We start from the raw sequence: 14890 nt of genomic DNA, 5'->3' as shown, positions 1-14890 counted from the left end.
ATAAGAGCTATACTAATTTAGATGTTAGGTTACTAGAACCAATACTAGGTATGGAAATATTAGGACAAATATTAATTTTAGGTTTCTGTTTATTGTTATTTAAAGAAATAGAACCTTTGATTATATAGGATTCTTTAGTACCAGTATCACTAAAAATTACATGCACTTTTATAAAGTAATCATAATTATTACTTTTTCCTACTTTAGTTATTTTAATTATATCGCATTCACTATCAAAGCCCATATCAACAGCTAATTTTACGTATTTATTTTGAAGTTTTTTAGAAGTGAGTTTATCATATGAAGTTTTGGTCATATAAGGTTTGACTCTTGATAAAAATGAGTCTTTAGGATATATGGAATTATGTTGTAATACAATGGGAATTTCATCATTTTTAAAAGAATATATACTGTTTAGAAAGTCTTCAATGACCAGCTGCTCTTTAGTAGGAGTAGGAGTAGATCCAAAAAGAAAAATAGTGGAAAAAATATATAATATAACTATAAAAAATTTGAAATTTTTCAAGTTACCACTCCTTAGCCTTTTAATAATCATTATATCAACTGTGGAGTAATTATTTTCAATAAGATATAAAAATTTACATTATTAACATGAAGTTAATTTTTAAAGTAAATAAAAATATCTTAAAATAAGTGTAGAACTTATTTTAAGATATTAAAAAAGTATATACTAATCTTCTTTATCTTCAGTAGTAGGTATATCTTCTCCACGATTATAAGTATAATCAAATTCCGCATTAGATATGTTATTTGCTACAATAGGATCGGTAACATTGTCTGGAAGTTCTATATAATCTTTTTTTGAAAAACATTTAGTTTTATTAAGTGGTGCATCCAAATGGTTTCTTAAGTTAGGTGCATAATTTGTTTTTTTATCTTTAGTCATATAATCAACTCCTTATTTATATAAAAATGAAATAATTTATTAGTGGTTTATAATTATTTTGGCTATAAATTAAAAAAAAATACTAAATTAATAAAAAACATTGACCAAAACAATTATCAGGAGTATACTATTATAAAATCATAAATCTATGAAGAGAAGTAAGTAAACTTAAAAACAAATTTAAAGAGAGTGATAGATGGTGGAATTATCACAATTATGATTAAGTTGAATGGGTCTCTGAGAGCAAAGGCGAAATATGTAGTAGTCTTTGACGTGTCCTCACGTTATAGAGGTAGGATATTATATGTATCTGAGAGTAGAGTAGCCTTTAAAGCTAAAATTAGGTGGTACCGCGTTATTGACGCCCTATAGATTAATTCTATAGGGTTTTTATTTTTTATTTGAAATAAAAAATTATATGTAATAAGAATTAATTTTAAAATATATATTGGAGGTATTGATTATGGAAGAAAAAAGAAAAGTTATATTTAGTGGAATTAAACCATCAGGAGATTTAACATTAGGAAACTATTTAGGAGCTATAAAAAATTGGGTTAAACTTCAAGAAGAATATGAATGTTATTTTTGTGTAGTAGATTTACATGCTATTACAGTTCAACAACAGCCAGCAGATCTTAGAAAAAGAACTTTAGAAATTTTAGCTATTTATATAGCATCAGGAATTATGCCAGAGAAAAACACTATGTTTATACAATCACATGTACCAGCACACAGTGAATGTTCATGGCTTTTAACTTGTAATAGCTATATGGGTGAACTTTCAAGAATGACTCAGTATAAAGATAAAGCAAAGAAAAGTGGAGATAGTATAGGCGCAGGTTTATTTAATTATCCAGTGTTAATGGCAGCAGATATACTTTTATATCAAAGTGATGTAGTACCTGTTGGAATAGACCAAGTACAACACTTAGAACTTGCAAGAGATATTGGAGAGAGATTTAATAAAACCTATAGTCCAACATTTAAAATTCCAGAAGCATATGTTCCAAAAGCAGGTGCTAAAATAATGGATTTACAAAATCCAGAAAAGAAAATGTCAAAATCAGAAGAAAATCCAAATTGCTATATATTAATAATGGACCCACCAGATGTAATTAGAAAGAAAATTTCAAGAGCAGTTACAGATAGTATCGGTGAGGTAAGATATAGTGATGAGCAACCAGGTGTTAAAAATTTAATGACAATATTAGGTGCTATAAAGAATATGACTATGGAAGAAATAGAAGAAAAATATAAAGGTCAAGGATATGCACAATTTAAAAAGGATGTAGGGGAAGCTATAGTAGAAGAATTAGAACCAGTTCAAACTAAAGTAAAAGAGTTATTAGAAAATAAAAAAGAACTTGAAGAAATTTATACAAAAGGTGCGGAAAAAGCAAGATATATAGCTAATAAAACCCTTTCAAAAATGAAAAGAAAAATAGGATTCATTCAAATGTAAAAAAACAGCTTTAAAGCTGTTTTTTTATTTTAAAATATCATATTTAAAATCTTTATATTATAGTGTTTAAAATTTTTTAATGAGTAATTATAAAAATAACATTCAATATTATGAATTAATGATTACTAACAAGCAAATAATAGACAAAGAAAACAAAGAAAGGAGGAAGTTAGTCAAAACTATTAATATTTTATAAAAAATGGATAAATTAAAGGAGTAAAAAAGAAAAATTATAAGTATTTATAGGCCTTTGACAACGACTATATAGTGAATGATAAATCGGTAAATTTAGATATATATTTTACTATTTTTATAGTAGAAATTTTTATTATTTTTAGTTTTTTATATTTTTATATGGATAGAAATAGTGTAATAGATTTTATTATGCTTGGATCCATGTCTTTAATTATTATTATTTCATATTTAAAAGGTACTATTTGGGGAATGTTGAGTAGTGCTTTTGTTATATTTATTTATGCTACATATTTTATATACACTAATGTAACTTTATCCCAAACTATAGAATTAAATGTTTATTTGTGGTTATTTTTCATACCTATAATTTCTTTTACCATAGGAAAAATATCTTACAACATAAATGAGTTACAGTGTTTGGAAAAGGAATTAAAAGAAGATGTTAATGAGTTGATAACTATAGATAAAGAAACAGGGTTAGGGAATAACAGAGGCTTTTATAATGATTTAGAAAGAGAAATAATTAGGTCACAAAAATATAATAGACCTTTTGTATTAATGATTATTAAGATAATGTACTATGATGAACTTTTAAGCTACTTTGGAAAAGAAAAAATTAAAAAATTATTTAATATGGTAAGTAAATCTATAGTAAAATCATCAAGGACGGAAGATATGAAGTACATGTTAAACAAAAACACTTTTGCTGTATTATTAATTGAAACCAATCTTAAAGAATCTAATGTGATTAGTGAAGAGATAAGAAAAAATATAGAAAATTTAAATTTCAAATCTAAATATAAAGATAAAGATATAAATTTGGAAATCAAAATTTCAACAGTAGAATATAAAGATGATATAAAAAATGCCTTTGAACTTAAAGAAATGGCTGATAAGGAATTAGAATATGATGTTTAAAAAATATATATTAATTTTATTAGCATTTTTTATAACTACTTGTTCTTTGGGAGTAAATACAAAAGCAAAAGAAGATTGTTTAAATGTACTAATCGTTTATGATACAAAAGTAGAATTTAGTTATAATAGAAATATTTTAAATTCTATTTCAGAATTAATGGGTGCTTTTAATACAAAGGTTGAAACGGTAGACATAAAAGAATATAAAAAAAATTATCTAGAAAGCTATGATTATGTATTTTCAGTAATTATAGATAAAGATATTAGTAATGAAGAATTTATATACGATATAAAGAAATTTGATAAAACAATTTGTTGGATTGGAAATGGAATAGAGAAACTTGTAGATCATAATGAAAACTATAATATTAGTTTTACACCCAAGACTGTAGACCTAAAAGAAATATATTATTTCTCAAATGGAGAAAATGATAAAACATTAAAAAAATTTACAATAGATAAATATGGAGAAATAAATGTTGTAGATAATATTAACGAAGAAATAATAATACATTCTTATTTTAGTGATGGAAGGCAGCAATATCCCTATGTAGTAAATGAAAAAAATCTGTGGTATGTTTCTTTAATACCTAGTGAAAATGTTTTATTTTTTATATTTTCAGATATGTTGAATGAGGTTTTTAATGTAAAAAATATTAGTGAACAAAAGATATTTATAAGAATAGAAGATGTTCATCCTTTTAGGGATACTTATGAATTAAGAAAAATTGCAGATTACTTATATGATGAAAATATACCTTTTATAGTAGCACTTATTCCAGCATATATAGATACTAAAACAGGATATGAAAATTATATGACAGATAAGCCAGGATTTATAAATACCATAAAGTATATGCAAGATAAAGGTGGCACTATAATACTTCATGGATATAATCATGGAAATTTTAAAGATAAAGAAGGTGGTGAAGACTACGAGTTTTGGAATGGTATAAAGGATAGTCCAGTAACATGGGATGTAGAAGAATATGTTACTAAGAATTTAAGTAAAGCAGTTATAGATTGTGTGAAAAATGGTATATATCCATTAGGGTTTGAAGCCCCGCATTATGGAATAGATTCAAGAGGATATTCATCTATAAAAAAACATTTTTCAACATATGTTGGTGCATATCAAAGTAGTGATAAGCAATTTACAACAACAAGTTATCCTTATATTTTAAGAAATACAAAGAATTTTAATTGTCTTATTCCAGAAAACTTAGGATATATAGATAATGAAGATATTTTATGGAAAGATAAATTAAAAGAAAATTATGACATATTAAACTTGGTTAGAGGACACACTGGAGGGATGTTTTTTCATCCTTACTTAGATATTGAATATTTAAAGGAATCTGTTGAATTTCTAAAAAGTAAAAATGTAAGTTTTTTAGATTTAAAAAAGTATGACAATTGGATTGAATTTAATGATATAACTATTAAATCAAAGGATGGAAATATATCCATAGAAAATAGATTTAAAGAAGGTAGTCTTGATGAAGAACACAACAATAAATATGTAGAAAAAATAAATAAAATATTAGCAATAATTGTAGGTATATTTTGTATAATATTTTTCATTATATATTTATATTTTAGAAACATAAATAAGAAAAAATTTTTAAGGTGATTTAATGGAAAATTTAACATTAATAGATTATTTATTTCTTTATTCACTTATATCTATATGGCTAGTGCTTTTAATAAATATATTGCTAGCTACAAATGGATATATGTATTACATAAAAATGAATAAAATAAAAATACAACTTATAGAAGATAAAAAATGTCCTTTTGTTTCTATATTGGTTCCAGCACATAATGAAGAAAAAGTAATATATAAAACAGTTAGGGCATTATTACTTTTAAATTACCCTAAAGATAAAATGGAGCTTATAGTTATAAATGATAATTCTAACGATAATACTGCTGAAGAATTAAAAAAAGCAAAAAAAGAGTTTCCAAATTACAATTTTACTATCATAACTACAGATAGTGTAACTGGTGGAAAGGGAAAATCTAATGCATTAAATTTAGGTTATAAAAAGGCTAAAGGTGAATATATAGCAGTATATGATGCAGATAATACTACAGAAAAAAATGCTCTTAAATATTTAATAACTAGAATACATAATGATAAAACTTTAGGAGCAGTAATAGGAAAATTTAGAACAAGAAATAGAGATAGAAATATATTAACGAAATTTATAAATATTGAAACTTTGAGTTTTCAATGGATGGCTCAGGCTGGGAGATGGAATCTTTTAAAATTATGTACTATACCTGGTACTAATTTTGTTATAAAAAAATCCATACTAAAAAGGTTAGGTGGTTGGGATGAAAAAGCTATATCTGAAGATACAGAAATAAGTTTTAGAATTTATAAAATAGGTTATAAAATAGCATTTATGCCACTTGCAGTAACTTGGGAACAAGAACCTGAAACAATCAAGGTATGGTTTAAACAAAGAACACGTTGGGCAAAAGGGAATATATATGTACTTAATAAATATCTTATAAAAATATTTAAGGAAAAACCATCAAAGATTTTATTTGATGTAATATATTTCTTTTTAGTGTATTTTTTATTTTTATCATCAGTACTTATATCTGATGGAATATTTATATTAAGTATATTTACAAACTTAAAAACAAGTATAAATGGAAATCTTAATATATTATGGATATTAGCTTATATACTTTTTATTTTAGAGGTTGCTATAACACTAACAATGGAAAAAGGGCAAGGGACATTCAAAAATGTAATTTTAATACCGATAATGTATTTTACATATTGTCAGATGTGGGTAATAGTGGCAGTTAATAGCTTTATTCAATACATAAAAGATATAGTTTTAAAAAGGGAGGTTAAATGGTACAAAACAGAAAGATTTTAATATATTTATGTTAATTATGAAATTGATTTGAATAATTAAATCTATAAAGGAGGGATAATGTGAAAAAAATTGTTACATTGTTTATTACGATTTCTATTATATTTTCCCATATAGCTTTTGCTCAAGATTTCAATGAGGAAATTATAGGTAAAAATTTTCATTTTACTCAGGAAATAAAAAATATAGGAGTAAATTCAACGGAAAGTGTTTTTTTTACTGTTGATAAGAAATGGGAAATTCAAGATGGATATTTAAACTTGATTTTAAGTAAAAGTGAACTTATAAATGAAGATGAATCAACATTAACTATAGTGGTAAATAAAACTCCTATATATTCAACAAAACTAAATGAAACAAAAGATTATAAAGAAACTATAAGAATACCAATACCTAAAGAAAACATAATACAAGGCTTTAATGAAATACAAATAAAAACATATAAAAGAATAAGTGAAAAACCTTGTGAGGATGATATTAACTCAGCAAATTGGATAGTATTTCATGAAGATTCTTTTATACATTTAGATTTTAAAGAACTAAAAGATTATAATTCCTTGCAAGATTTTCCATATCCATACATAAAAGAAAGTGATATAAAATCAAGTGTTAATATTATTATTCCAGATGATTTTACAGAAGGTGAAATAACTTCATCAATGATTATTTCAGGGTATATTGGAAGGTTGTCACAATTTAAAGAGTTTACCTGTAATTTATTAAAAACATCAAAGATTAATGAGGTGAAAAATAATAATTTAATATATATAGGTTCTTTAAATAGTGCGCCTAAAGAAGTATCAGAACTTTTGACAGAAAAAGAAAAAAATAATTTATCTAAAGAGGCAATTTTAAAAGAGGTTAATTCACCTTATGAGCATACTAAAAAGCTTCTTTTAATTGTAAGTGAAAATGATGAAATGCTTAAAAAGGCTACTAAATTTATTTTGAATGGAATGTTAGTAGAGAATACTAAAGAACAAGTTGTAGTTATAAATGAGAGTACTAAAGTTTTAGAATTAAATAAGAAAAAAAATACTGATATTTCATTAAAAGATTTAGGATATGATCATATATTATTAGAAGGACCATTTGCTAAAGAAACTAAATTCTCACTATCAATACCTAAAAATAGAACTATAGAAAAGGATTCAAATATAATTTTAAAGTTTAAATATGCTAAAAATTTAGATTTTGATAGGTCTTTGGTAACTATATATGTTAATGAAATACCTATAGGAAGTCATAAAATGTATATGGATAAAGCAGATGATGACGAGCTTAAAGTTACTATACCAGAAAGTCTTAGAAATACAAATTCATATGATATTAAAGTGAAATTTAATTTAGAAGTTAAAGATTTAATCTGTGATACTACTGGAAAGGATACACCATGGGCATATATATCTAATGAATCCTGTGTACATTTACCTTATAAAGATAGTAAAAAGTTAATATTTGAAAATTATCCATACCCATTTGTAAGAGAGGGAAATTTTGATGATGTTATAGTAGTAATACCAGATAATATAAATGATGAAAATATGAAAAGTTTATCATCTATTATTGCATACATAGGGCAAGATTTAGAAAGTAATAATGGCAATATTAATGTAATTAAATCCTCTAATTTTAAAGGAGATTATAAAAATAAAAATTTAATATATTTAGGAACTCCCAATGATAATATAGCTATAAAAGAAATAAATGAGAAATTAAATATTAAATTTAATGAAAGTTTTACTGCTTTTGAATCTAATGATAAAATTCAATTTACTGAAAACTATGGGAAGAATATAAGTGCTATACAACTTATAAAGTCACCATATAACAAAGATAAAGCAATAATGGTTGTAACATCTCCAAATAATGAAAGTCTAAGCTATAGTGAAAAGTATTTGACCAATAATAATTTATTGAAAAAGCTTAAAGGAGACGGGGCAATAATAGATAAAGATGGAAAAATTCAGAATGAGTATTATCAAGATATAGATGAAAATATAGAAGATAATTCTTTTGAAAAATTTAAAATTGATAAAAATACAAAGATATTAGCTATATTTTTTACTTTTATATTACTTATGGTATTAGGAACTGTTGTATTTACATATAAGAAATATAAGAATTAAAAAGAGGTGAAATATGTATTAAAAAGAATTTTATAAGTAGCATTTTAGCTGTAATCATCATAAGTTTGATGTTCATAATTATTAAAATATTTATTTTCAATAATTCAGTAACGACAAAAGAGCCATTAAACATTACAAAGGAAAAAATAAAAAGTGGAAATTTATCTGTTGATTATGAAATAGATAAAGTTTTAGAGGATGTTGAAATTTTAGAATTAAATACTGTGAATGTACCTGTGATTATAAATATAAAAACATTAACAGATAGTGATATGAGCATAGACAAAAATAGCATGGAGAAGGCTGAAAAAATTATTAAAAAATTAAAGAAAAAAAATATAAACGTAATATTAGAAGCTTACCCATGGATTAATGATGGAAAAGATTATGAAACAGAGTGGAATCCCAATAATATAGATTTGTTTTTTTATAATTGGGAACATAAAGTACTTTTGCCTTTAATTGAAGAAATAGCAAACCCATATAAAGTTTTTGCGTTAAATACTGCTTCAAATTTTTCTCAAATGGAAAAGTATGAAGAGAAGTGGTGTTACCTTATACAAAATATTAAAAGCAAATATAAAGGGCTTACGACATATAGAACTAGTTGGTGGTATACAGCAAGTTGGGATAAAGTTAGTGAGGAAAAATATAGAGATAAGCTTGAAAATAGAGTATTTAATAATGTGGATTTTATAAGTATAGCAGCATATTTTGAGCTTAGTAATAAAAATATAAATTCAAAGGATGAACTAGTAAAATATATAGAGAAAACAAAGGCACATAATAGAAATCAAAATATAAAAAAAGAAATATATAATTTTTATAAAACTTGGAAAAAACCAATATTTTTTGGTGAACTAGGGTTCCCTAAACTAGAAGGAGCATCTAAAGAACCATGGAACGTACAAGTTTCTAACAAATTAAATACTCAAGAACAGGTAGTGGGTTTTTTAGCTTATAAAGAAGTTTTTGAGGATGAACCATGGCAGTTAGGATTTTCTATATTTGCTATAGGTAAAGATGATAAAACAAAAGTATATTATCCATCTATCGAAACAAAAAAAGTGATTAAGGATTGGTATAAAAAGAGCAAATAAAAATAAAACTATAGAATTTAAAATCTCTGAGCGTAAATTCTCCATTAAGCTTGTATTCTTATAATAATTGGGTTAAATTTTTAAAGTATAATTTTGATTTAGCCCAATTAAAATTTATGGTATTTCAATGTTTATAAAAGTAGATTTTAGCAACTGTATGTTGAATTTTGACAACTAAATTGCTATAATTGAAGTTGCAATTTGATTAAATGGAGGTCACAAAATGACTACTAGAATAGCAATTTTAGGTGGGCCAAGATGTGGAAAAACTACACTTATGCAACATTTATATGTTGAAATGAAAATTTTAGGTATGAGTGTAGGATGTGCAGCAGAATATAGTACGGATTATTTAAGAGAAAAAGGAATGATAGAGACTATTTCTGAGCAATATGGAATATATCTTGGACAAGCTAAATTAGAAGAAGAATTAGAAATATTTGATTATGCAATAACAGATTATGCTACTTTTATACCATATGTATATGCTAGATTTATGCTAGGAGAAAGAAAACGTACTGTTAAAGAAATAGAGATATTAAAGGACCTTTACGGGTTAGCTATAAGAGATATTTCTAAATATGATTACATATTTTATGTTGGAAGAGAATTTGGATATGAAAAAGATGGTGTAAGATGGCAAGATGAAGAAACAGCTCAAAAGGTTGATGAGGCTATAAAAACCTTCTTAGATGTAGAGTCTGTTCCTTATATAGAATTAACAGGTTGTACAAAAGATAGAGCTAAAACCATATTAAGTATAATGGATATAAAGTTACAAGAAAAAAATGAAAATTAATTTGATTTAAATAAATTTGATAGGACATTCATGTCCTATTTTTTTGTGTATAAGAAAATAATTAAAAAATTTTTAATATTAGTCATCTATACATTATTTAAAATAAATTTACATGGAAAAATTAATTATATATAATTTAATTGTAATAATAGATTTAATATTCAATTTTTAAGTGGAGAATAAATATAAAAAAATTAATTTAGGAGAAGAAATTTATGATAAAAATATTATTTTTAGAGGATGAGCCAACTATTTCAGATGTTACTACAGAATATATGAAAATGCAGAATTATGAAGTATTTCAGGTAGAGAATGGAGAAAAAGCTATAGAATTAATAAAAAAAGAAAATTTTGATTTAGCTATATTAGATATTATGGTACCTAAAGTTACTGGTATTGAAGTGCTTGAATATATTAAATTGAATAGACCACAAATGGCTACAATAATGTTAACTGCCTTAGGCGATGAACAAACTCAGCTGAAGGCATTTAATTTACTTGCTGATGATTTTGTAGTAAAACCATTTTCACCATTATTATTATTAAAAAGAATTGAAGCAATTCTAAGAAGAGTTATTAAAGATGATAATTTAAAAATAGCAGAAAAAGGGATTTCAATAAATGATGAATCATATCAGGCTTTTTATAATCAAAAATCTTTAAATTTAACATTAACAGAATTTCTATTACTTCAAATTTTGATAAAGGAGCCAAATAGAGTTTTCACTCGAGACATATTAATTTCAAGGATTTTCAATGAGGATTACTATACCAATGATAGAACTATTGATGCACATGTAAAAAACCTTCGAAAAAAATTGCCTAAAAATTATATAAAAACTGTTACTGGAGTTGGATATCAGTTTAATATGGAGGAAGCTTAGTGAATTTATATAAAAAAACATTGGTATATGGAAGTATTATATCAACTACAGTAGTTGGTTTAATGTTAATATATTTCATATTCATGATACCTTCATTATATGTAGATTATATGGAAAAAGAAAATTTTCAATCAATAAAGAAAATACAAAGTGAATATGTAAAAACGGGAAATTATAGAGAAATCCAGACTAAAAATCCTACAGGAACAGTTACATTTAAGATTCCTAAGGAAGGAAATTTAATATATTTGGCAAATAAATTAGGTACAATAAAAATTGATATTAAAGATGAGGAATTAGTATTAGTTTTTAATAAGATAAGAGATGTATTTTTAGAAAAGGATAGCGAAGTTATAAAACAAAAAAAACAAGAAATAAAAGAAATGATTTCAAATTTTAAATTTTTAAAAAATAATCCTCCTATAAATTTAGAATTTTTGCAGAATGATAATTTAAATGTTTTTAAAGAAATATCATCTAAATTAACTGTTGTAGATGATAATACAATTATATTTGAATCTAACTCTACAGATGGATTGAATTTTTATACTACATATATAGCTACAACTTTAAATGACGAAGAAATTATACTTTCAATATTACCGGTTATGACACCAGAAATAGGAGAAATCAAATCAATAATTTATCAAAGTTTACCTATGATTATTTCAACAGCTATTTTGTTAATTTTAATTTCAACAGTGTTTTTTTCAAGAAAAATAGTTATACCAATTGAAAAATTAGCATATCATGCAGATTATATGAGAGGAAATGAAAAGCTTTATGTAGAACCAATTGAAGTTAAGGGGAGTGATGAAATTGCAGTTCTAGCTTCAAGTCTTAATGAACTATATAAAAAGTTAAATGAAACATTTAAAGAGCTTGAAAATAAGAATAAATCTTTATATGAACAAAATAAAAGACAAGAAGTATTTTTAAGGGCTTCTTCCCATCAATTGAAAACTCCCGTAGCAGCATCATTACTTTTGGTAGATGGAATGATAAATGAAATAGGAAAATATAAAGATACAAAAACATATTTACCAAATGTAAAACACCAACTCTTATCTATGAGAAAAATAATAGATGAAATTTTATATCTTAATTATAATTATGAAAGTATGGAAAAGGAAAACTTAGATGTTTTAGACATAGTAAGTGAAATATTATTTACCTATGAAATACAAATAAAAGCAAAACAAATTCAAGTAGAAAAAAAGCTTACATCTAAGATGTTAAACACTAACAGAGAACTTTTATATAAAATAATAGATAATTTAATTAATAATGGAATAAATTATACTGAATCTCTGGGAAACATAAGAATAGAAATTACTGAAGACAAATTGATGGTTACAAATTATGGCGTTAATATTAATAAAGAAATTTTACCTAATATATTTGAACCATTTGTTTCTGGAGAAAATGGAATTGGCGGACATGGATTAGGTTTATATATTGTTTCTTATTATTCAAAGATATTAGGTTATAGTATTACTATTATTAACATTGACAATGGTGTTGAAGCAACATTATTTTGGTAAAGTTACTTCATTTAATTATCAAAGGATATGCATAAAAGCTTCATATGAATTTCATATGAAGCTTTTATAATTAAGATATAGAAAGCAAGTAATTGGGAGGAATAAAATGATTACTATAAATAATTTAGAGGTTAAATATGGAGAAGAAATTGCTCTTCAAGTTAAGACACCAATAACTTTTGAAGAAGGTGACAAAATAGGTATAATAGGTTCCAATGGAGCGGGAAAGAGTACATTGGTAAAAGCTATTTTAGGATTAATAAATTATAAAGGAAATATTCGAACAAAGTTAAAACCAACAGAAATATCAGCGCATTTACAAGAAAACAATTATCCATCAACTATGGCGGTTAAATACGTTATTGAAGGTATTTTAGGAATGAAAATTAAAAATAACCATGAACTTAATGATTTAATTTCTTTTTTTGACTTTGAAAATTGTTTAAATAAAAAGTTTAGTGAATTGTCTGGAGGACAAAAACAAAGACTTACAATAATACTTGTTTTAATGCAAAACAATCAATTAGTATTTTTTGATGAGGTTACTTCAGGATTAGATTTTGAAACACGCCAAAACTTAATGAATAAAATTATTCAATGGTATGATGATAAGAAATCTACAATATGTATAGTTTCACATTATTATGAAGAATTGGATCAGCTAGCAAACAAAATTTTAATTTTAGATAAAGGAAAAGTTGTAGATTTTGGATATAAGAAAGCATTGTTTGAAAAATATTGTGGCAAATCCATAATAACTATAGAAAATAATATACAAAATAAGAAATTAGCAGAAAACTTTAAAAGGATATTATCGCCAGAACATTTAATTGCAATTCCATGTTACACAAAGGAAATGGAACTTGAAATAGCAAAAATTTTAATAAATAAAAATGTAAACTTCAAAAGAAGTGATAACGATATAGAAATAATGTCTATTAATGCAAAAGCAAACTATGATGGAGGAAATAACAATGAACGAGAAGTTGTTTAATATAAATTTAATTAAATATGAGATAAGAAACCTTATGGGAAATATATTTACAATTATTTTTGGATTAGTTTTTCCTATAGTAATGTCTATATTGATGAGTAATTTAATTGGTGGAAAGGTTCCAGAAAACATGAGGCAGCAGGTTGTTACTAATATATTTATTACATCTAGTATGATAATTCCATTAGCTACTGTACTTGTAGGATATTCAGCTATTTTTTCAAATGAACTTGAAAAAAACATTCCATTAAGATTTAAGTTGTTTGGATATAGTGAAAACTCATTAATTATTTCAAAAGTATTTGCAAATCTATTTTTTATAACTGGTGGTTTGATTTTTTATACAGTAGTAAATTTTCTAGTATTAGATCTTTTAATTCCAACAGCTAAGAGTGGTGTTATATTGATAATAGCATTGTATTTGCTATCTATAATATTGTTTATACTTGCACATGGAATAGCTTTAATATTTAAGAAGTTTGGAATAACTTATGCAATAACCATGACAATATATTTTGGAATTATGATTTTAAGTGGATTATTTGGAATTCAAGCAAAGGAATTTCCGCCTGTTCTTAGAAAAGTGGCATATACTCTTCCAACTACTTATATAGGAAATGAATTCATTGATTTTTGGAGTGGTGGTGTTTATAATTTTGTACCTTTCATACAATCATTAATTTTCTTTGCATCTGTATCAGGAATAGTATTATTTTTTGCAGTGGCCTATAATAGCAGAAAAATAAAGTAGTACTTATATATTTAATTGAAGGATTTAAAAGTTATATTTTTATTACCTATTACTATAATTTTAGCCTGTTGTTTAGTTTGGAACTTTATAGTGAATTAACATTAAGTGTTGTATTTTGACAACACTTTTTTTATGCGAAAATCATATGGGGCCATTTGGGATAAGTAATAGCTTTTATTTGTATTATGTATTTTCATATGATATTATAAAAAGTAGTCTAAATTTAAGTTATTATAAAAATAGAAACTATTTTGCCTTTGGTATTTTGGTTGTTGATTACATATTAAAAATATTAAAAAGGTATATATAT

General features: G+C 24.6%; 13 protein-coding genes and 1 other annotated feature. Of the genes, 11 read left to right on the top strand and 2 right to left on the bottom strand.

Annotated features, from left to right (window positions below; translation table 11 throughout):
- Positions 1-7: 7 nt before the first annotated feature.
- Positions 8-526, bottom strand: coding sequence for a hypothetical protein (locus KQI36_RS06205; RefSeq protein WP_216450133.1), 519 nt, complete (start codon positions 524-526; stop codon positions 8-10).
- Between the two features lie 165 nt (positions 527-691).
- Positions 692-907 carry a hypothetical protein gene (locus tag KQI36_RS06200; RefSeq protein WP_216450132.1) on the bottom strand — a complete coding sequence of 72 codons (216 nt, stop codon included), beginning with the start codon at positions 905-907 and terminating at the stop codon, positions 692-694.
- Between the two features lie 139 nt (positions 908-1046).
- Positions 1047-1279 (top strand) — a binding site (T-box leader).
- Positions 1280-1370: 91 nt separating this feature from the next.
- On the opposite strand from KQI36_RS06200, the gene trpS reads away from it, so the two are divergent.
- From trpS to KQI36_RS06145, 11 genes are all read left to right on the top strand, one after another.
- Positions 1371-2369, top strand: coding sequence for a tryptophan--tRNA ligase (gene trpS / locus KQI36_RS06195; protein WP_216450131.1), 999 nt, complete (start codon positions 1371-1373; stop codon positions 2367-2369).
- Positions 2370-2723: 354 nt separating this feature from the next.
- Positions 2724-3482, top strand: coding sequence for a GGDEF domain-containing protein (locus KQI36_RS06190; protein ID WP_216450129.1), 759 nt, complete (start codon positions 2724-2726; stop codon positions 3480-3482).
- Positions 3472-5115 (top strand): polysaccharide deacetylase family protein, encoded by a 1644-nt coding sequence (locus KQI36_RS06185; RefSeq protein ID WP_216450127.1) that lies wholly within the window; start codon positions 3472-3474, stop codon positions 5113-5115. The genes KQI36_RS06190 and KQI36_RS06185 overlap by 11 nt, the downstream gene beginning before the upstream one ends.
- A 4-nt stretch (positions 5116-5119) precedes the next feature.
- On the top strand, positions 5120-6382 hold the full coding sequence (locus KQI36_RS06180; RefSeq protein WP_216450125.1) for a glycosyltransferase family 2 protein: 1263 nt from the start codon (positions 5120-5122) through the stop codon (positions 6380-6382).
- A 59-nt stretch (positions 6383-6441) separates the two neighbouring features.
- Positions 6442-8508, top strand: coding sequence for a cellulose biosynthesis cyclic di-GMP-binding regulatory protein BcsB (locus KQI36_RS06175; protein ID WP_216450123.1), 2067 nt, complete (start codon positions 6442-6444; stop codon positions 8506-8508).
- 17 nt (positions 8509-8525) lie between these two features.
- Entirely contained in the window at positions 8526-9608 is a 1083-nt protein-coding gene (locus KQI36_RS06170) for a glycoside hydrolase family 113 (RefSeq protein WP_425321723.1), read from the top strand.
- A 223-nt stretch (positions 9609-9831) separates the two neighbouring features.
- The gene (locus tag KQI36_RS06165) at positions 9832-10407 is read left to right on the top strand and encodes an ATP/GTP-binding protein (RefSeq protein WP_216450121.1); all 576 of its coding nucleotides are present in this window, start codon (positions 9832-9834) and stop codon (positions 10405-10407) included.
- Positions 10408-10622: 215 nt separating this feature from the next.
- Positions 10623-11291 (top strand): response regulator transcription factor, encoded by a 669-nt coding sequence (locus KQI36_RS06160; RefSeq protein WP_216450119.1) that lies wholly within the window; start codon positions 10623-10625, stop codon positions 11289-11291.
- The gene (locus tag KQI36_RS06155; protein ID WP_342357375.1) at positions 11291-12835 is read left to right on the top strand and encodes a sensor histidine kinase; all 1545 of its coding nucleotides are present in this window, start codon (positions 11291-11293) and stop codon (positions 12833-12835) included. The genes KQI36_RS06160 and KQI36_RS06155 overlap by 1 nt, the downstream gene beginning before the upstream one ends.
- A gap of 106 nt (positions 12836-12941) precedes the next feature.
- Entirely contained in the window at positions 12942-13829 is an 888-nt protein-coding gene (locus KQI36_RS06150) for an ATP-binding cassette domain-containing protein (protein ID WP_216450117.1), read from the top strand.
- On the top strand, positions 13810-14580 hold the full coding sequence (locus tag KQI36_RS06145) for an ABC transporter permease (protein WP_216450114.1): 771 nt from the start codon (positions 13810-13812) through the stop codon (positions 14578-14580). The genes KQI36_RS06150 and KQI36_RS06145 overlap by 20 nt, the downstream gene beginning before the upstream one ends.
- Positions 14581-14890: the final 310 nt, after the last annotated feature.

Origin of the sequence: Clostridium senegalense (assembly GCF_018916625.1) — a bacterium.
GTDB classification, from domain to species: domain Bacteria; phylum Bacillota; class Clostridia; order Clostridiales; family Clostridiaceae; genus Clostridium_J; species Clostridium_J senegalense.
Note: the sequence above shows the minus strand (reverse complement) of the source record. Positions and strands in the feature narration are given on the sequence as shown.